This is a genomic window from Ahniella affigens (genome assembly GCF_003015185.1).
Taxonomy (GTDB): domain Bacteria; phylum Pseudomonadota; class Gammaproteobacteria; order Xanthomonadales; family Ahniellaceae; genus Ahniella; species Ahniella affigens.
In genome coordinates, this window is sequence record NZ_CP027860.1 from 3,032,183 (window position 1) to 3,049,853 (window position 17,671).

The 17,671-nt window shown below is 60.5% G+C and carries 17 protein-coding genes; 2 read left to right on the forward strand and 15 right to left on the reverse strand.

Translation table 11 applies throughout. The features are described 5' to 3' along the window. Positions 1 to 27 precede the first annotated feature (27 nt). Entirely contained in the window at positions 28 to 597 is a 570-nt protein-coding gene (locus tag C7S18_RS11580) for a cysteine dioxygenase family protein (protein ID WP_106891716.1), read from the forward strand. A 158-nt stretch (positions 598 to 755) separates the two neighbouring features. Here the strand turns inward: C7S18_RS11580 and C7S18_RS11585 are convergent, their stop codons facing one another. From C7S18_RS11585 to C7S18_RS11595, 3 genes are all read right to left on the reverse strand, one after another. Beyond that, complete coding sequence (locus C7S18_RS11585) at positions 756 to 962, reverse strand: cold-shock protein (RefSeq protein ID WP_106891717.1); 207 nt, start codon at positions 960 to 962, stop codon at positions 756 to 758. Positions 963 to 1,218: 256 nt separating this feature from the next. Next, positions 1,219 to 1,791 carry a YdbL family probable chaperone protein gene (locus C7S18_RS11590; RefSeq protein ID WP_106891718.1) on the reverse strand — a complete coding sequence of 191 codons (573 nt, stop codon included), beginning with the start codon at positions 1,789 to 1,791 and terminating at the stop codon, positions 1,219 to 1,221. Positions 1,792 to 1,799: 8 nt separating this feature from the next. Next, complete coding sequence (locus tag C7S18_RS11595; protein ID WP_146151891.1) at positions 1,800 to 3,671, reverse strand: translocation/assembly module TamB domain-containing protein; 1,872 nt, start codon at positions 3,669 to 3,671, stop codon at positions 1,800 to 1,802. 456 nt (positions 3,672 to 4,127) lie between these two features. Here C7S18_RS11595 and C7S18_RS11600 point away from each other — a divergent pair, with 456 nt between their 5' ends. Then, positions 4,128 to 4,880 carry an Hpt domain-containing response regulator gene (locus C7S18_RS11600; RefSeq protein WP_106891720.1) on the forward strand — a complete coding sequence of 251 codons (753 nt, stop codon included), beginning with the start codon at positions 4,128 to 4,130 and terminating at the stop codon, positions 4,878 to 4,880. A gap of 45 nt (positions 4,881 to 4,925) precedes the next feature. Here the strand turns inward: C7S18_RS11600 and recO are convergent, their stop codons facing one another. The 12 genes from recO to C7S18_RS11660 all read right to left on the reverse strand — a co-directional run bounded on the left by recO (position 4,926) and on the right by C7S18_RS11660 (position 17,569). Continuing rightward, on the reverse strand, positions 4,926 to 5,630 hold the full coding sequence (gene recO, locus C7S18_RS11605) for a DNA repair protein RecO (RefSeq protein WP_106891721.1): 705 nt from the start codon (positions 5,628 to 5,630) through the stop codon (positions 4,926 to 4,928). Continuing rightward, the gene (gene era / locus C7S18_RS11610) at positions 5,630 to 6,526 is read right to left on the reverse strand and encodes a GTPase Era (protein ID WP_106891722.1); all 897 of its coding nucleotides are present in this window, start codon (positions 6,524 to 6,526) and stop codon (positions 5,630 to 5,632) included. The genes recO and era overlap by 1 nt, the downstream gene beginning before the upstream one ends. Then, the gene (gene rnc / locus C7S18_RS11615; protein ID WP_106891723.1) at positions 6,523 to 7,155 is read right to left on the reverse strand and encodes a ribonuclease III; all 633 of its coding nucleotides are present in this window, start codon (positions 7,153 to 7,155) and stop codon (positions 6,523 to 6,525) included. Before rnc ends, era begins: the two co-directional genes overlap by 4 nt. Further along, on the reverse strand, positions 7,155 to 7,547 hold the full coding sequence (locus C7S18_RS11620) for a DUF4845 domain-containing protein (RefSeq protein ID WP_106891724.1): 393 nt from the start codon (positions 7,545 to 7,547) through the stop codon (positions 7,155 to 7,157). Before C7S18_RS11620 ends, rnc begins: the two co-directional genes overlap by 1 nt. Continuing rightward, positions 7,544 to 8,377, reverse strand: a complete 834-nt coding sequence (gene lepB, locus C7S18_RS11625; protein ID WP_240623889.1) for a signal peptidase I — start codon at positions 8,375 to 8,377, stop codon at positions 7,544 to 7,546. The genes C7S18_RS11620 and lepB overlap by 4 nt, the downstream gene beginning before the upstream one ends. Positions 8,378 to 8,392: 15 nt before the next feature. Beyond that, on the reverse strand, positions 8,393 to 10,186 hold the full coding sequence (lepA, locus tag C7S18_RS11630) for a translation elongation factor 4 (RefSeq protein WP_106891725.1): 1,794 nt from the start codon (positions 10,184 to 10,186) through the stop codon (positions 8,393 to 8,395). A 418-nt stretch (positions 10,187 to 10,604) separates the two neighbouring features. Next, positions 10,605 to 12,017: a DegQ family serine endoprotease gene (locus C7S18_RS11635; RefSeq protein WP_106891726.1), complete on the reverse strand. Its 1,413-nt coding sequence runs from the start codon at positions 12,015 to 12,017 to the stop codon at positions 10,605 to 10,607. 222 nt (positions 12,018 to 12,239) lie between these two features. Beyond that, positions 12,240 to 13,121 (reverse strand): MucB/RseB C-terminal domain-containing protein, encoded by an 882-nt coding sequence (locus C7S18_RS11640; protein ID WP_106891727.1) that lies wholly within the window; start codon positions 13,119 to 13,121, stop codon positions 12,240 to 12,242. Continuing rightward, a complete protein-coding gene (locus tag C7S18_RS11645; RefSeq protein ID WP_106891728.1) occupies positions 13,115 to 13,723 on the reverse strand; it encodes a sigma-E factor negative regulatory protein in 609 nt (202 codons plus the stop codon). Before C7S18_RS11645 ends, C7S18_RS11640 begins: the two co-directional genes overlap by 7 nt. Continuing rightward, on the reverse strand, positions 13,720 to 14,397 hold the full coding sequence (gene rpoE / locus C7S18_RS11650; protein WP_106891729.1) for an RNA polymerase sigma factor RpoE: 678 nt from the start codon (positions 14,395 to 14,397) through the stop codon (positions 13,720 to 13,722). Before rpoE ends, C7S18_RS11645 begins: the two co-directional genes overlap by 4 nt. Before the next feature lie 56 nt (positions 14,398 to 14,453). Then, entirely contained in the window at positions 14,454 to 17,054 is a 2,601-nt protein-coding gene (locus C7S18_RS11655; protein WP_106891730.1) for an EAL domain-containing protein, read from the reverse strand. A 5-nt stretch (positions 17,055 to 17,059) separates the two neighbouring features. Further along, positions 17,060 to 17,569 (reverse strand): hypothetical protein, encoded by a 510-nt coding sequence (locus C7S18_RS11660; RefSeq protein WP_106891731.1) that lies wholly within the window; start codon positions 17,567 to 17,569, stop codon positions 17,060 to 17,062. Positions 17,570 to 17,671: the final 102 nt, after the last annotated feature.

Here is a 17,671-nt window from a genome sequence, read left to right on the forward strand (position 1 = left end):
TTCCGGTCTACAGCCGGAAGCAAGCACATGAGTCTTCAGAATTTCCCGGGTCACGAACGCTTTGTCGCCCTCATCGATCAAGCGGTTGCCAACCCGTGCCCAGAGTCGGTCACCAAGGCATTGCGCAAGGCGCTGTGCCAGATGATTCAGGATCGCGACATCGAGTTGCCCGCCGAAGTGTTCAGCTGTTGCGGCGAGCACTACGCGCGGCGCGAGTTGTATCGCAGCGAGAACCACGATTACGCGGTGATTGCGATGACCTGGGGGCCTGGGCAAGGCACGATGATCCATGACCACGCAGGTCTCTGGTGTGTTGAAGGCGTCTGGTCGGGCGCGCTGGAGATCACGCAGTACGAACCGAGCGAGCGCGATGGCGAACGGGTGCGCTTCGAGAATTGCGGCACGATCGTCGCTGGTCGTGGTTCAGCCGGCAGCCTGATTCCGCCGCACGAATATCACACGATCCGCAATGCATCAGACACCGAGCTTGCCGTGTCCGTGCATATCTACGCAAAGCCCATGACGTGCTGCTCGATGTTCAATCCAACCGAGAATGGCTGGTTTGTCCAAAGCGAGCGGATTCTGTCTTTGGACTGATATTTGGCGCCAAGGGACTGCCAAACAACTGCGCGTCAGCCTTGGCGCGCGAGGTCTTTGGGCAGTACCGCTGACGGCATCCGCGACAGCAGTAAGCAAGCCCCAGAAAAACGAAACCCCGCCTAGGCGGGGTTTTGTTTTGGTTGTGACAGCCTCAATTACTTGAGGACTGCAACGCCCGAAGCTTGCAGGCCCTTAGGACCCGTCGTCACGTCGAAGGACACTTTCTGACCTTCCTGCAACGAGCGGAAACCCTTGGCCGTGATCGCCGAGAAATGCACGAACACGTCTTCGCCGCCATCATCTGGAGCAATAAAGCCGAAGCCTTTTGCATCGTTGAACCACTTAACCGTACCGGTACGCATTTGAACTAAACCTCTTGAGAACAGAAAACCGTGCACACCGCACGGTGGATCCCAAACAGGTGTTCCGGTGGCTGCACTCGGCCAAGTATCTGCATATTCACAAAAAAAGCAAGCACAATGAGCGAGTTAAGGCAATTTGCTTTCGGCGGCTCGCAACAATCGGCACAAAAGTGTCGCAAATTCTGGGTCTGGCACAGCGCCACATGACCGGCTTTTCGCCGATCTTGTCTCGCAAGTGGTTGATTACACTGGATTGTTATTTTTGTTTCCAGCTGCCGTCCGCGACTTGGTAGTACCAACCTTTGCGCGCCTGGGCGATCCATTGCTCGGCGAACGTCGTTCGGATGTCAGCCTCCCATTCAGGATGTTCGTTGGCCACGGCGATCTCTCGATAGACCGCGGCACGGTCCCGATTCTCGTCAGCGACGATCTGTTTCAGGCTCGCGCGCTCCGAAAGCGGCACTTTTGCCTGATCCCGTATATCAATGGTGCCGTCACGCTTAAAACCAAGGGCCCCGGAATTAAAATGCGCTTCGAGCTTGCTCTGGAAGCGCTCGGTCATGCGCGCCTGGATACTGCGAATCGCTGGCGATTCGATTGTCAGATCGGCGGCGGCAATGGCGCTGGTCGCGAGCGCCACGCGCCAGTTCATGGTGGTCGGCGCGTCTGCCTTGGGCGCATCGGCAGCGGGCGTGTCGCCAATGACGTCCTCGACGAACGCCTTCGCGGCGTTTTCGATTTCGGCTTCCGGAAAATAGACATTGACGGTGACACAGGCGCTGAGCATGGCGGCCGCGCTGAGACTCGTGAACAATCGGATGACGGACATCTGAACTCCTATTCAATGATGGGACCGGTGCCACTGGCGGCAGCTTGCAAACGCCTCAGCATCACCGGCCAATTGACCTGACGCTGGTAGCCGCGAACGGTCAGGCGCGGCAAGCCACTGCCTTTGACGATGGTATAGCCAGATCCGTCTGAATCGATGCCGTCCATTTGGCAAACATCTTCCTTCAATCGGCACGCAATACCGAGGTCGGCATACGAGAACGAGTCAACCAGATTGATCAGGGCATTGTTGAGACTCGCACCACCGATGTTCGACAAGCCTTCAACGGCACGACGGCTGATCTTCTGCTTCTGCCCCTCCCGGCGCTGGCTCTGGAAGCGGGCATCGAATCCGAGCGGCGTCCAATTCAATAGGCGCAGACCATTGATGTAGCCGTCTAGCGTGCCCTCGATCTGGCCGAACGACATCGCTGCCGTCACCGCTTTCAAGTCCAGCCCCTTCATGCGGATATCGGCACTCAGCGCCGGCGCATCGCCAAACAGCCGCTCCGTAACCAAATGCTGGACGCCGATCCGGCCAGAGAAGGCTTCAATCTCGATGTCGTTCGGAATCTTCAGTTGCCCATCACTGAACGTGAAGTCTTGGATATCGGCACTGATCTTGCCGCCAAACGCTGGCCAGCCGAAATGCTGACTCAGCGCGCCAAAATCGAGCCCGCTCGCGCGCACCGAGCCCTGCCACCGGCCGCTCTGGCGACTGAGCGCATTGAGACTGAGGCTTCCACCCAGTGTTTCGACCTGCAGCGTGCCCTGCTGCCGCAATGAATCGGGCTGCCACAACCATGCAAAGCTGCCAGCGGAAAATGGGATCTTGAACAGCGCCAGGTCCTGCCAGCTCAGGCGACTCACGGTGGGCGCGTCGCTCAGATTGGCGTCGAGCTGCAAACCGCTCGCCTGCAACCGCTGCTCGGGGTCGCTGACCGCAAGGTCCCGCACATGTGCTTCGCCCTGACGCCAGCCACCGGGCTGCCACAGGCCACTGATCTCCGCCTGCCCAGCCAATTCCAGGCCTTCGAAGCCAGCGTTGGCCAACACCGGCGCCGTCCAGGATTGCGCCGCTGGCCAGTGCAGTTGCAGCCGATCCAGCTTGACACTGGCAATGTCACCGGCCGGGGTCAAGCTGAGTGCCGCTTGCAGGCTGAGGTGATTGCCTTCGGTCACTGCCAACTCGGGCACCGAAACCATCTGCTTGCTCAGATCAGCGACCACCGACAGCGCGACCGGCTGATCGATTTGCCGATAGAGTGGCCCGATCAGCACTTCACCCGAATCGAAGCGGCTTTGCACCCGCAAGACCGAATCGTTCAGACCGTAAGTCAGATCGCCAGCCGCCATGAGACTCGCACCGGCGATGGTGCCGTCGCGTTGATCGAAGTTCAGCCCCGTCGCCTGCCACGTGGCGTCGACGCGATCAGGCTTCAGGTGGGCATCGAGCGTCATCCCGCCGCTCAGGCTGCTGAGCTCGGCCCATGCGCGCTGCACCCGCGTCTGCAACCGCGCCAGGGACAGATTGTCGGCCTGCACCCGCCAATCTGCCGCGTCATGCGCATCCAGACTCAGACGGCCGCCCGGCCATTTCAGTTCGGCCGAACGCGCCTGCCAGTCCAACCCAAGCTGGCCGCGGGCAAAGGCGCTGGCTTGAATGGGGCCGTGGCAGCGGGTTTGTTGCCATTGGCATTGCCAACGCAGGGACTTAACCGTTAGCGCGAGGTCGTCGCTTTCGGCGGCAGCAACCGTCCATGTCCAGTTGGCGGGATCGGTTTGCACCCGAAGGTCTTGAACACGCAAGCCCGGCGCCGTTACCGATTCGACCCGCAGCGTGGCTGCCTGGACCTCTGCAAATCCGATCCAGATCATCACGCCAAGCAGTATCTTGTGGCGCCAGCCAAATCGATGTGCGCGGCCTCGGGCGCACGGTAGCGCCCTTTTGGCAAGCACAATTTCGCGATTGGGATCCAGGCATCTTGTCATGTGCCTGAACTCTATCAGGCGAATGTCAAACTGCTGTTGCCGTGCCTGAACGCCCAGGGTCGTGGCCTCAAGGTGACTCGAATCGTTATCTCGCGTTCCAAAACAATCGTACGTTGCTCGGGGTCGCCTCAGTTGCCACGGCATCGTCTGCTCGCGCCTTGCCGTGCCTTGACTCGAAGTGCATCCAAATGTTCCTGAAGCCAATTTTGAATTAGGACACAGGCCACGGCCCGCGCGGGCTTTGAGGTGGCGATCCTTTGTGCGCGAATATTCACGGCGCGTCTGCCGGTAGCGGCCGATTTCTGCTGGAATGCGGGCGGCTATCTTTGTGGAATCATGGCGCCCATGGGCCAATCCCCGCCAATCGCAAGAGCCATTCTGTTGGAGGACGACGCCATTGCCAGCGAGGTTCTGACGCGGCATTTGCAGGCGCTCGGTTTTACGGTGTTTGCCTATGACCGACTGAGCAACCTGCAACGGGGCTTGCCCGACTGCCTGCCGGCAACCGTCGCATTGATCGATCTGGCCGTTCCAGATGGCGATGGCGGCACTGCCCTGCTCTGGCTGCGCGGCCACTGCGGAACCATCGTGGCAACCAGCGCGGACTGGACGCCAGCCAGCGAGCAGGCCCGTTTGGAATCTGGCTTTGCTGCGTGTCTTGGCAAACCTTGCAGCCTGCCAATGCTGCGTTCGGCACTCGTGACCGCCGCCGGGCCGGTCGGAATGCTTACTGAACGCGACGCCCAGGGCTCGACCCTGATGGTATTCGACGATGCCGCAGCGCTTTCGGCGCTGGGTAACGTGGACGCTGTGCTGGCGATGCGCGGCCTGTTCCGCGACGAGTTGTTGAGCCTGCAACCCCAATTGCTGACCGCGGCGGCGACGGGCGCCTGGACGCATCAGCGATCCAACCTGCATCGGCTCGCGGCGTCGAGCGGGTTTGTCGGTGCGAAGGCGCTCCAGGCTGCCGTACATGATCTGCAAGCCAGCATGCACCCCGAAGCCGGGAACCGGGTGTTGGCGGCCGTAGCGGCCTGTTTGGCAGCGTTGTCGCCGGGTCTTGGGCCGGCTGCCAATACCCGCGCTGCGCAGTCTTGACCAGCAGTTCAGACGCGCCCAATCCGGGCGCTTTGCCAGAGCCCGTCAGAACGTCCAGGCCCTGAGGGTACGGCCGCCCAATCGAAATCGAAGCAACGCGCGCATCAAGTCGCGGAGGCCGCGACTTGCCAGCCCCTGTGCTGGTTCCGCCCGCTGCAGCAGTAACAGCGAGCGACCATCGATGACTGGCCAGTCCAGACCGCGGCGGGCCATCACAACGCCCTGCTCTGGGTCGACCTGATAGCTCTGCTCGGCCAGGACCGGTTCGCCGTCAACGGTGTGATCGAACACCAAACCGTATCCCAGGTCTTCGAGAAGCGCCGCTTCAAACAAACGCAGCGCCACTGCCAACGATTCCGCGCCGATGGCCGACTGACCCGACCAATCCTGCAGCATGCCCAGATAACGATCGAACAACTCGGGGTGCGGGTCATGTTCGGGCAACAGGCGCAGAATCAGTTCGTTCAAATACATGGCCGACCGCAGCCCAACGGGATGCTGAATCAAGAACTGACGCTGGTTGTCATGCGCACGGAGACTCAGCACCTGACCGCTGCCAAACAATTCGACCAGATTGACAGACAACGGCGACAACTCCGCCTGCCGTCGCGCCTTGCCGGCGGCGCGAACCCCCCTGGCGACGGCCGTACAACGCCCCTGATCCCGCAGCCACAAATCAAGCAGTACGCTGGTTTCGCGGTAAGGCCGCAAGTGCAGCGTGATCGCCAGTGCGTCGACCAGGCGCTGCATCAGCCCTCATCAACACCCAGGGCCCGCAAGGCGCGCTCATCGTCGCTCCAGTTCTCGCGCACCCGCACCCAAGTCTCCAGATGCACCTTGCAGTCGAAAAACTTCTCCAGAACCTGGCGCGCGTGGGACCCAATCTGCTTCAGCTGCTCGCCACTGCGGCCAATGACAATGGCCTTCTGGCCTTCACGTTCCACCCAGATCACAGCGGCCAGTCGAAGGAGATTACCCTCGCGCTGGAACGACTCGATTTCGACGCTCGTCGCAAACGGCAGTTCGTCGCGCAGCTGCCGGACCACTTGCTCGCGAACCCGTTCAGCAGCCAAGAAGCGCTCGCTGCGATCGGTCAGATCGTCCTCGGCAAAGGCATGCTCGCCCGGCTTCGCAAGCTTGGCGACCGCTTGAAACACGCGACTGGCCGAGCGTTCCTTCATGGCCGAAAACGGCACGATGGCCTCGGCCTGATACTGTTCGGTCAATTGCTGCAAACGCGGCAACAGGCGGGTCTTGTCGGCAATCCGATCGATCTTGTTGAGCACAATGACCAACGGCTTCCCAGCCGACTTGACCAAACTCGCGACCAGTTCGTCTTCTTCCGTAAATCGCGTCGCATCGATGACCCAGAGGAGCACATCGGCTTCTTCCAGGGCGGCGCGCGCTGCTCGGTTCAGCGAACGGTTCAAGGCCCGATTGCCGCCTTGATGGATGCCTGGGGTATCGATCAACGCTAGTTGCGTCGGGCCTTCCGTCAGCACGCCCAGAATCTGATGGCGGGTGGTCTGCGGCTTCGCCGCGGTAATGCTGAGTTTGGTGCCGACCAAACGGTTCAGGAGGGTCGACTTGCCCACGTTGGGTCGGCCGAGCACGGCCACCCGTGCGAAGCGCTGCGTATCATTCATGCTTTCTTTTCCAGTTCGGCCAGGAGTGCTTCTGCCGCCCTGGTTTCTGCCAATTTTCGGCTATGCCCGCGGGCATGGCGCTTTTGCTGCAAGGCTTCGACCTCGCAGCTTACTTCAAACGTCTTGGCGTGCTCCGGCCCTTCGGCCGCAATCAGCTGGTAAGCAGGCAGACCCAATCCTTTGGCTTGCAACCATTCCTGCAGCCGGGTCTTGCCGTCCTTGCCATGCCAGGCTGGATCCAGCGCCGCAACGCGGGGCGCGAACCAATCGCGCACCAACTGCGTTGCGGCATCGAGGCCTTGCTGAACATAGGTGGCAGCCGCCAACGCTTCGACCGCGTCGGCCAGAATTGAGTCACGCCGATGCCCGCCGCTCTTCAGCTCGCCCGGGCCAAGAATCAGTTTTGCCCCGAGATCGAGCTCCCGCGCTAGTTCGGCCAGCGCGCTTTCGCGAACCAACGCCGCACGCATCCGCGTCAAGGTGCCTTCGTCGACCTTCGGAAAGCGCCTGAACAGTTCGTCGGCGACGACAAAATTAACCAAGGCGTCGCCAAGGAACTCCAGCCGCTCGTTGTTGACCTGCCCGGCACTACGGTGCGTCAATGCCTGCCGATGCAGCTCGGCAGTCATTACTGACCAGCCATCCGCCCGCTTACTTCGACCGTATTGTCGAAGGAGGCCACGTAGTCCAGGTTGTACATCAGCGTGTCGCGCCGTTCGTAGTGAACCCGAATCGTCATGACCAAGCCACGTTTCTTGATCTCGAAGTTCTTGCGACCGACATTCTTGCTGTCGACGTAGCTGATGTACATCCGCTTGTCGAGCGAGTTCCAGACATCATTGGAGCTCCAGTTCACAGCTGCCGGCTCCGCCGCGACCGCCTTCATGGCTTTGACGACGTTGTAATACTCCAGGTAAGCCGGCCCGATTCGCATACCGAGGTAAGCAAAGAAGCCACCTACCGCCATGATGATGATGAACCCCATCAGGCTCAAACCCTTCATTTTACGCAGAGATTTCATGACTCGCCTCCTTTGATGATGGTGCCGATCCGACTGAACTCGACGCCGCCGTTTTCGCCATCCCAATTCATCCAGATGAAAAAGGCGCGCCCGACCAGATTCTCTTCCGGAACCATACCCCAAAACCGGCTGTCCTCACTACGGTCCCGGTTGTCACCCATCACAAAATATTGCTTCGGGCCAACCGTGAACGCACCGTCGGCGTCCGCCAGTTGGGTCAGCTCCGGAATGATCAGGATGTCGTGCTCCCGGCCGGGGAGCATTTCGACCCGCTTTTGCGAACCGGTCATCTCCGAGCCTTGGCCCACCCCAACGTACGATTCGGGCGAGATCTGCGCTACGGCTTCGCCATTGATGAAAATGGTTTTGCCGCGGTACTCGACGACATCACCCGGCAGGCCGATGACACGCTTGATGTAGTCCTTGCCGCGGTTCTCGTCCTTAGCATTGAAGCCTGGATACTTGAACACCACCACATCGCCACGCTTCGGCTCGCCCAGCGCAATCACCTTGGTGTTGATGACCGGCAGACGGATGCCATAGGCGAACTTGTTGACCAGAATGAAGTCGCCGATCAGAAGGGTCGGCATCATCGAACTGGACGGAATCTTGAACGGCTCAGCGATGAACGAGCGCAGAAGCAGTACAACAAAGATCACCGGAAAAAACGAACGCGAATACTCGACGATCGTCGGTTCCTTCCCTGCTTCGCCGAGCGCCTTGCGGCCCTTTTCAAAGAACAGCTTGTCCACTCCCCAGACGAATCCGGTGAATGCCGCCAGGCAGACCAGAATCAACGCAAAATCGAGACGAATCAGACTTGGATCCACAAACGCACCTTGAAATTACTTGTTGTCGACCTGCAACACGGCCAGAAACGCTTCCTGGGGAATTTCCACTCGCCCAACCTGCTTCATGCGCTTCTTGCCTTCCTTTTGCTTTTCCAGCAATTTTCGCTTACGCGTAATGTCACCGCCGTAGCACTTCGCGAGCACGTTCTTCCGCATGGCTTTGACCGTGGAACGCGAAATAATCTGGGACCCGATCGCTGCCTGAATCGCGACATCAAACATTTGCCGCGGGATCAGTTCGCGCATACGCTCGCACAAATCACGGCCGCGGCGCTCGGACTGCGAGCGATGGGTGATGGTGGACAGGGCGTCGACCTTGTCGCCATTGATCAGCACGTCCAACCGCACGAAATTGCCCGCGTCGAAACGGAGGAAGTGGTAGTCGAGCGACGCATAGCCGCGGCTGACCGACTTCAGGCGATCGAAGAAATCGAGGACGACCTCGGCCAGCGGCAACTCATAGACGATCTGGACCTGACTGCCCATGTAGGTGATGGAGACCTGACTGCCGCGCTTCTCTTCGCATAGCGAGATCACGTTGCCGACGTAGTCGGGTGGGGTCAGGATGCTGGCGTGAATGATCGGCTCGCGAATCTCGTCGACGAGGTTCACCGGCGGCAACTTGGACGGATTGTCCAGATCGACCAGCGTGCCGTCCGTCTTCAGGACCTGATAGACCACCGTTGGGGCCGTGGTGATCAAATCCAGGTCGTACTCGCGTTCCAGGCGCTCTTGCACGATTTCCATGTGCAGCATGCCCAAGAACCCGCAACGGAAACCAAAACCGAGCGCTTCCGAACTCTCCGGCTCGAAGTTCAATGCCGAGTCGTTGAGCTTGAGTTTTTCCAGCGCTTCACGCAGATCCGGATAATCGTCGGCCTCGGTCGGGAACAAACCCGCAAACACGCGTGGCTGGACTTTGCGGAACCCAGGCAATGCCTCGGGCGCCGGATTACTGGCCATCGTCAACGTATCGCCCACCGGTGCGCCGTGGACTTCTTTGATCGACGCGCACACGAATCCGACTTCGCCAGCCGACAGCGATTCCTTGAGCTTACGCTTGGGCGTGAAGATACCCACCTGGTCGACTTCGTGCGTGCGCCCGGTAGACATCACCAGAATCTTGTCTTTCGGCTTGATTTCACCGGTCACGACGCGCACCAGCGACACCACGCCCAGGTAGTTGTCGAACCAGGAGTCGATGATCAGCGCCTGCATCTGTGGGAACTTGCCGAGCGCCGGCGGCGGAATCTGCTCGACGATCGCTTCCAGCACATCGCGCACATTGAGGCCCGTCTTCGCGCTGACTTCCAACGCATGCTCAGCGTCAATGCCAATGACATCGCGGATTTCCTGCTTGACGCGTGCCGGTTCGGCTGTCGGCAGGTCGATCTTGTTCAGCACCGGTACGACTTCCAGGCCCATTTCTACTGCGGTGTAGCAGTTCGCCACGGACTGTGCTTCGACGCCCTGCGCCGCATCCACCACCAATAGCGCGCCCTCGCAGGCAGCGAGCGAGCGCGACACTTCGTACGAAAAGTCGACGTGCCCGGGCGTGTCAATGAAATTTAGCTGATAGACCTGACCGTCTTTGGACTTGTAGGGCAAAGAGACGCTCTGGGCCTTGATCGTAATGCCGCGCTCACGCTCGATCGGATTTGAGTCCAGAACCTGGGCCTCCATCTCGCGTTCTTCAAGACCACCACAGATCTGGATGAAACGATCCGCCAGCGTGGACTTGCCGTGATCGACGTGCGCGATAATGGAAAAATTGCGAATGTGCTTCATGAACAGACGATCACGCTGAAAACGCCAGCGTGAACTACGACCTCGTTGGGAAAGTGCCGGATTATGGCATGGAACCACCGAGTCTCGTATCGAACGGACACCCGGGAAGCAACCTCCCAGTCAGGATTGCCGGCCTTGCTCAGCCGCCTCGCGCTTTGACCCGCCAACCAAACTGGACTGCCCGCCGTGGCAACGGGCTGCACAAATTTGCCCTGGCCGGGCCCGAAAACGGCCCGGGCCAAGGCAAAACGACAGCCGGCTGAGGGTACGGCTGTCGACACCGATCGGTCGGGTGCAGCCCTGCCACCGCTGCGGCGCGCACAGGCCTTTTTGCAAGGAACTGGAGTCGGCCGGGGTGGCCCACTCCGGCCGACCCATTTGGCGCTGGCGCCACGACTGGCACCAGCGCCTACGTCGATCATTCTGCGTCGGCGTCCGGCGTGTAGGTCACAAACGCGTTGTTCTCGCCACGGCGGATCAGCAACATGACCGGGCTGCCGGCCTTGGCGGCCTGCACGATCTTGCTGAAGTCGGCAATTGAACCCACTTTCTGACGATTCACCATCAGCACTACGTCGTTCGGCTGCAGTCCGGCACGGCGAGCAGCAGTGCCAGTGACTTCCTTGATCAACACACCTTCGTTGGCGTCAAGACCCAGTGACTCGCGCTCGTCCGCATTCAGACTGCTGATCACCAAGCCCAGGCGGGTTTGTTTGCTGCTGCCTGGTTCGACTGGCTCGTCGCCGGCACTGGCGCCGTTCGGACCCGCGTCGGCGGGCAGTTCCGCGATGACCACGGGCACATTGATCTGCTTGCCGTCACGGAACACGCCCAAACTGGCACGCGTCCCCGGCGCAGTCGAACCGACCAGCGGCGGGAGATCGCCGGAATCTTCAATCGCCGTACCGTTGTAGGTCTGAATCACGTCGCCCAGTTTCAGACCCGCCTTTGCACCGGGTGTTCCGGTGTTGACTTGGGCCACGAGCGCGCCTGCAACCCGAGGCAAACCGAGTGCCTTCGCATCTTCCGCCGTCACGCGCTGCAAACTCACACCAATGTAGCCACGAGCAACCCGGCCCTTCGATTTCAGCTGCGCCACAATCTGGTTGGCGTAGTTGATCGGAATCGCGAATGAGATGCCCACCGAGCCGCCGGTCTGCGAAAAGATCTGCGAGTTGATCCCGATCACCTGGCCATCGAGATTGAACAGCGGGCCGCCGGAGTTGCCGCGGTTGATCGCCAGATCGTTTTGAATGAATGGCACATACCGCTGTTCTTGATTCAGATTGCGGCCCACCGCCGACACCACACCCGCCGTCACGGTGTAGCTGAGGCCGAATGGCGAACCGATCGCGACGGCCCACTGGCCGGGCTTCACGCGATCCGAGTCGCCCAGCGCAACGGTCGGCAGACCGGTGGCGTCGATCTTCAGCAGCGCCACATCGCTCTGTTGGTCCGAGCCGATCACCTTGGCCTTGAACTCGCGACGGTCTTTCAGCGTCACGCGAACTTCGTCAGCCTCGTCGACGACGTGGTGATTGGTAATCAAATACCCATCGGCGGAAATAATGAATCCGGACCCGCCCGACACCCGATCCTGAGGCTGCTGATTGAGTCTCGGATCATCAAAAAAACGTCGGAATGGTTCGGGAATCTCCTCCTGGCCGAGCCGCCCCGAACTGGCCGAACTGCCCGAGGCAATCGACTCGATATTCACAACCGCGGGCGAGGTTCGCTCGACCAAGCCGGTGAAGTCTGGAAGGGTCTGTGCCTGGCTGGCAAAACCTGCCAGTCCAAACAGCAAGGTGGCAAAGATGCCGGTGAGACGCATGATCTACTCCTTGATTCAATGTTGGGTCTGAACAAACTGGCAATCAATGAAAACGGGCGCTAACGCCCCGATTTCAGAACTTCATGCGCGCCCGCAAGATAGCAAAAGCGCGGGAGGTCGGGACAATGCTGAGCTGCCATCTCGGCGCGGACATAGGGTAACCAACTCCCAATTCAAGGGCCGCAGCGCACGCTCGGATCACCCTGCACTGACCTTCACGGACTATTGACCAGCGTTGGATTCAACCAGTTCCCGTAACGTCGACAACGGCACGTTACCAATTGCGACCCAGCGCAACTGCTCACCCTGCCGCCCATAGAGATTCACCGCACCGCGGCGGGACGCAAAGTCACCCGTAGTGGCCGCGGGCTTGGCTTCCCGATACATCGATACCAGCGCGAGCCCGTCACTCAGCAAGAACTGATTCAGGCTACGCAAGGCATCACGACGCTCGGCCACAAAGACAAATCCCTTTGGCAACGTCAACGGCACGCTGCTCGTCGCCGGTTGGTGCGCCGGCTCCGGCTCTGGCAACGCGGGCTTGGCGTCGGCAGCGGCCGGACTGGTTCGAAGATTCGTGAACATGACCTGCTCCAGCGGCTGATGCCGCTGATCGAGCACGACATTGCCAAGAATCAGCCCACTCGCGCGGTCGAACCAGAGTTGCTGCACAAAGCGGAGGTCATCCATCGGTTCGGCGCGAACGACGACGGCCTCCAAGCCTGCCACTTGATCGTTGCCGATCTCACGAACGCGGTAATTCTTGGCGACCTGGTCGATGCCGGCATTCGCGAAACTGGTGAAGGCCGGCCAGGCACCAACCGTGGAGCCTTGCAGCTGCACGCGGACTTGGTCGCCGTTGCGGACCAACTGGCGCTGATCGCCACCCAGATTCGCAAACTGGCCCGAAAGCTCCGGCCCCGGTTGCAGCAGAATTCGAATGGCATCAATGCGGCCATCGTGGGCGTAGACGGCAACGCCATCAATGGCGTTGCGATTTTGTGAGTGTTGCAGCTGCCGAAGCCAGTTCAGACCATCCTGCGCATGGACCCAGGTGGCTGACAGGGCCAAGAGCCCAAACAGCCAGGAGCGGGAGTTCAACATGCCGATGGCGACTCGCAGTTCACGCCGATCACCGGCTTCGCGGCCACGGTTTGCACATAGGGCAGCACGCCCATCTGGCCAGAGCTCGCTGATCCTTCAGCATGCTGCATGAAATAGGCATCGATCTCGCCTTGGCTCGGCAACGCCGACACGACTACCGCCTGCCGATCCGACACTGGCGACAACTGCCATGCGGGGGCAAGGTCAGCCGTCGTCAGCGATTCCACGCTGGCCAAATTGCCCTGCGGTGCAGCCGTATCAATGGGTGTTGGCACCGAGAACATCAGGGCAACCACCGCCACCGCCGCGGCGATGGCACCGCCACCCAGCCACTGCGCAAATCGACCGCGAGCCGCACGCGCTGCGCGCTGCACCGACGCCGGCTGCGCGTCGGCATCGATACCAGCCATGACTTGTGCGGCAAAATCGGGTGGCGCGAGCGGGTTCTGGCGCCGAAGGCAATCACGGATGAGGTGGTAGCGTTCCCAGGTTTCGCTCAGTTCCGGATCGTGATCCAGACGCTTGAGCAGGAAACGCGCGCTGTCAGCGGCAAGTTCGCCGTCACTGAGCGCAGACAACTGTTCGCGGATCGAATCGTTCATGACATTTCCACTTTGGCAGTTTGTCCGCCCATCAACGGTCGCAGGCGGACGTCGATCGCATCGCGAGCCCGGAAGATTCGGGAACGCACGGTGCCGATCGGACAATTCATTTTCTGCGCGATCTCTTCGTAGGACAAGCCGTCCACCTCGCGCAAGGTGATCGCTTGCCGTAATTCTTCGGGCAGATCGGCAACCGCCTGGGTGACGGCCTGCTCGATCTCCTGCCGCATCAACTCACGCTCGGGCGTGGCGACGTCTTTCATCCGGAGCGCATGCTCGAAATGCTCGGCATCGTCGAGCTGCACATCGTCACTTGGCGGACGCCGACCCAACGACACCAGATGGTTCTTGGCGGTGTTGGTCGCAATCGTGTACAGCCAGGTGTAAAAGGCACTCTCGCCGCGGAAATTGCTGATCGCCCGGTAGGCCCGGATAAACGTGTCCTGGGCGACATCCTGGCATTCGGCATGGTCGTGGACGTATTTGCCGACGATCGCGAACACCTTGTGCTGGTACTTGCGGACCAACAAATCGAACGCGCCGCGCTCGCCTGCTTGCACGCGCCGGACCAGCTCCAGGTCGGCTTCAGACTCACTCACAGACTTCGTCCCGAGCCGCTCCAGCGGCTTCCTGACGTTTGCGGTGACCCAGTTCTGGATGGCTGACTGGCCCATGGTTTCCTTCCCATCTTGTTACGGACAAGGCTTGGACCTGGGCTCTCAAAAAAAGTTCAATCATCGCCGAGCACTTGTGGCATGCGGGGCGGACCCACCAGCTTCTCACGTTCGGCCAGCAGATTCTCGAAACTCGCGGCGGGCAGCGGCCGGCAGAACAGGTAGCCCTGCAGTTCTTCGCAACCATGATCGCGCAGGAAGCGAAGGTGCTCCTCGTATTCCACGCCTTCCGCAATGACGCCGCGATTCAGCTGCTGCGACATATTGATGGTGGCGCGGACAATGGCCTCGTCGTCGGGATCCACACCAATGTTGCGGACAAACACCTGGTCGATCTTGATCCGATCGGCCGGGAAGCGACGAATATAGTCGAGCGAACTCTGGCCCGTGCCGAAATCGTCGATCGCGATCGAACAGCCCATGTCGCGAAGCGACTGCAAGGTCTCGATCAGATTCGGAATCCCTTTGACGTTGATGCTTTCGGTCACTTCCAACTCGACGTGCTTGGCGTCGAGACCGGTATCGCGAACCGCCCGCTCCACGACGTCCTTCAGATTGGGCTGCTTCAACTGCAGCGCCGACAGATTGACACTGATCCGAAGCGGCAGATTGAAGCGATCATGCCAGCGCTTGGTATCGGCCAATGCGGTGCGAAGCATCCATTCGCCGATCGACACAATGAGCCCGGTATCTTCGGCCAGCGGAATGAAAAACCCGGGCGAGATCATGCCGAGCTCCGGGTGTTCCCAACGGATCAACGCTTCCATGCCGATGATGTCTTCGGTCTGCGAACTGACCTGCGGCTGGTAATAGGCGCGCAGCTCGCCATTGCGCTCGGCCAGACGGAGCTTGGATTCCAGCGCCAGACGCTGCTGGTGCGACTCTTCCGGCACCGCCACGTAGGTCTGGAAGTTGTTCCGGCCCATGCCCTTCGCGTTGTACATCGCGATATCGGCATGCATGAGCAGCTTTTCGGCCGAGTCGGCGTCGTCCGGATAGAAACTGATGCCAATACTGGCGGTAACGTGCAGTTCGCGACCGTCAGAAAGCGTCAGCGGCGCTTCCAATACGCGACAGATTTTTTCGGCGATGCGCAGCACGTCTTCGCGCTGCACGATGTGCCGAAGGATCAAGGTGAATTCGTCGCCGGCGTATCGCGCCACCGTGTCGGAACCGCGCACACAGCTGCGCAGGCGCTTGGCGACTGCAATCAGGAGTTCGTCGCCGACGCTGTGGCCCAGGCTGTCATTGACGGTCTTGAACCGATCCAGATCGACAAACAGCACGGCAAACATTTCGCCGGTGCGATGCGCCTCTTTGATCGTGGTTTCGAGCCGATCGTTGAACAGCAAGCGGTTAGGCAGGCCGGTCAGCGAATCCTGGAGGCCCTTCGCGCGACCAAGCTCCTGGGCACGCTCGATCTCGAGCTCCAGCGCCACGCGTGAGCTCAGTGCCCGGACCCAGTGTGCCAAGCCGGCGTCCTCGCCAAACGCCTGACGGCCCGCCCCGACGACCGCACCAATCACGACCTGGCGCTCGTCGCGAATCGGCACGCCAAACAGCATCTCGATGCGGCCCTGCGTATCGGTCGCGGCCGAGCCTAGGGCCTTCCAGGCATTTGTGTTCGCCAGAAACGCTTCGCCATCCAACACTTTGCGGAGAATCGGGCCTTTCAGCTGCTCGACAACCGTGACTGCAAAGCCGGGCCGTACGTGCGACACGACCAGATCGTGACCGTCGCCAATTTCCGTGCGCTTGGCCAGCAACAGCAGGAATTCGAGCTTTGCATAATCGACCAGTTTCTGCGTCAGATTCCGGGCAAGCGTCTCGGCACCGCGGGCCGCCCAAAGACTGTCGACAAAATCGCCAAACACGCGCCGGCTCGGATCGGACGCTTGCACGCGGAAACTGCTGAGCAAACGGACCTGGCCATCGGCCTTGACCAGCCGGATGTGGGCGTCAACCGTGATCCGTGAGCCATCGCCGCGCGGCATCTGGCACCGATAACGCACACTGCCCTGGCGCATGGCCTGAGTCAGCAGCTCTTTTCGGGACGGCCCGCGATTCGTCAGGTCCAGATCATCCAGCGGCTTGCCGACAATGCTCTGGAGACTGATTCCGGACTGCGAAATGAAGGTGTAGTTGACATCCACGATCCGACCCGTAACCGGATCGGACAGCACCAACTCATCGAGGCTTGCATCGAACGCAAATCGATAGCTGGCGATACTGGAGCCGGACTGGCCCTCGACCGCTTCGGCGATCTGAGCAGGGTCAGGCAGCGCGGGCGCGATCGCCCGCTCGATGATCTGCCAGGCAGCCTCGCCGTCCACCGGCGAACTGACCCAGGCGCGAACCTGCTGCGGCACGACATTGCCGAAGACCGAATCCAGGCTGCCGGCAATGACGCCGACCAAGGGCACGCCTGCCAGACGGGAGTCATGACTGATCTCCTCGGCCAGCGCGCGGACATCGGCGTCCAGGGCAGCAAACTCAAGCACAATCAGATCGGGCGCGTCCTCGGAGGCCAGCATGCTGCGCGCCTGTGCCACATCCTTCGCAGCGAAAATCGCCTCGAAATCCTTGGCATCGAGCAACTCGAACATTTTGCGCCGATCGCCGCGCTCATTGACCAGAATCAGAACCGAGCCACGCATGACGGTCAGAACACCCAGCGTCCGTCGCGCAGCCGGGGCGGTTTCTTTTCTTCCGCCACATGCGCGAACCGATTGACGAACACGTCCAATCCCTCAGGCAGACGCACCTTGGTATCGACAAAAACCACTTTCTTGGCGCCCGGGCCCGTCTGGCGGGCCAGTTGCCGGATCACACTGGTAGCCGGCGAGCGCAGTTGCTTGGAAAAGCCCACAAACACATAAATGCCGCCATGCAAGCTGTTGGCGATGTGCCGGAGCGCATCGTGAAAACGCTGACTGCCTGGCACCGGCAAGTCGGACTCACGGAGGTTCGTGATGCCAACTTCCTCAGTCCAAAGGTATAACGCGCCCCCGGAGCGCAGGGCAAATTGCCGAAACTGCTGCACGATGTCGCTCGCGCGCGTCGTCTCGATCGCGATCAAATGCCGGTCGTTGCCCAAGATTTCGTCGTACAGCTTCTGCGTGACGAATATGGACGTGGATTCGGTCGTGGTTGACGGGCTGCCAAAGCTCATGCCCGAACCTTATCGCCGTCCCCGCCGAATAACTAGACCGTCTACATGGGAATCCGGACCGGTTTGGCGAAAATTCGCTATTTCGCCAGGGTCTGCCGAGTC

What these genes read in the sequence shown, in the direction of transcription:
- rnc (WP_106891723.1), bottom strand. Translation starts at nt 7,155, where the DNA reads ATGACTGCCGAGCTGCATCGGCAGGCATTGACGCACCGTAGTGCCGGG.
- C7S18_RS11600 (WP_106891720.1), top strand. Translation starts at nt 4,128, where the DNA reads ATGGGCCAATCCCCGCCAATCGCAAGAGCCATTCTGTTGGAGGACGAC.
- era (WP_106891722.1), bottom strand. Translation starts at nt 6,526, where the DNA reads ATGAATGATACGCAGCGCTTCGCACGGGTGGCCGTGCTCGGCCGACCC.
- C7S18_RS11655 (WP_106891730.1), bottom strand. Translation starts at nt 17,054, where the DNA reads ATGCGTGGCTCGGTTCTGATTCTGGTCAATGAGCGCGGCGATCGGCGC.
- C7S18_RS11585 (WP_106891717.1), bottom strand. Translation starts at nt 962, where the DNA reads ATGCGTACCGGTACGGTTAAGTGGTTCAACGATGCAAAAGGCTTCGGC.
- C7S18_RS11635 (WP_106891726.1), bottom strand. Translation starts at nt 12,017, where the DNA reads ATGCGTCTCACCGGCATCTTTGCCACCTTGCTGTTTGGACTGGCAGGT.
- lepA (WP_106891725.1), bottom strand. Translation starts at nt 10,186, where the DNA reads ATGAAGCACATTCGCAATTTTTCCATTATCGCGCACGTCGATCACGGC.
- C7S18_RS11660 (WP_106891731.1), bottom strand. Translation starts at nt 17,569, where the DNA reads ATGAGCTTTGGCAGCCCGTCAACCACGACCGAATCCACGTCCATATTC.
- rpoE (WP_106891729.1), bottom strand. Translation starts at nt 14,397, where the DNA reads ATGGGCCAGTCAGCCATCCAGAACTGGGTCACCGCAAACGTCAGGAAG.
- C7S18_RS11580 (WP_106891716.1), top strand. Translation starts at nt 28, where the DNA reads ATGAGTCTTCAGAATTTCCCGGGTCACGAACGCTTTGTCGCCCTCATC.
- C7S18_RS11645 (WP_106891728.1), bottom strand. Translation starts at nt 13,723, where the DNA reads ATGAACGATTCGATCCGCGAACAGTTGTCTGCGCTCAGTGACGGCGAA.
- C7S18_RS11640 (WP_106891727.1), bottom strand. Translation starts at nt 13,121, where the DNA reads ATGTTGAACTCCCGCTCCTGGCTGTTTGGGCTCTTGGCCCTGTCAGCC.
- C7S18_RS11590 (WP_106891718.1), bottom strand. Translation starts at nt 1,791, where the DNA reads ATGTCCGTCATCCGATTGTTCACGAGTCTCAGCGCGGCCGCCATGCTC.
- recO (WP_106891721.1), bottom strand. Translation starts at nt 5,630, where the DNA reads ATGCAGCGCCTGGTCGACGCACTGGCGATCACGCTGCACTTGCGGCCT.
- C7S18_RS11620 (WP_106891724.1), bottom strand. Translation starts at nt 7,547, where the DNA reads ATGAAATCTCTGCGTAAAATGAAGGGTTTGAGCCTGATGGGGTTCATC.